The organism is Paraburkholderia sp. JHI2823 (genome assembly GCF_038900695.1).
In the GTDB taxonomy this organism is placed as follows: Bacteria; Pseudomonadota; Gammaproteobacteria; order Burkholderiales; family Burkholderiaceae; genus Paraburkholderia; species Paraburkholderia mimosarum.
In genome coordinates this window covers 1-254 of record NZ_JAYMRY010000432.1, presented here as the reverse complement: position 1 = coordinate 254, position 254 = coordinate 1, and the positions used below count along the sequence as shown (strand labels likewise).

Genomic DNA, 254 nt, shown 5'->3' with positions numbered 1-254 from the left:
GTGTAGCAAAGCGGTTCCAGCGTTTGACGAACTCGGGTGTATAACGCCTCACCCTGCGCAGAATCGTCGTGTGAGCCAGCGACAATCCCCGTTCGGCCATCATCTCTACCAGATCGCGAACGCTGAGAGAGGTGGCCGCGCAAAATCGGACAGCGGGATAAGTGGAACGGCCGGGGCCTGAGCCAGCGATAATGCAGGCAAAGGAACCGAGGAAATGACGAAACGAACCCGACGCACGCACTCAGCGGCGTTCA

General features: G+C 59.1%; 1 pseudogene. It reads right to left on the bottom strand.

Features of this window, described 5'->3' with window-relative positions:
* Positions 1 to 130 (bottom strand): annotated as a pseudogene (locus VSR34_RS39300) (IS6 family transposase); the annotation flags it as partial.
* Between the last annotated feature and the right edge of the window lie 124 nt (positions 131 to 254).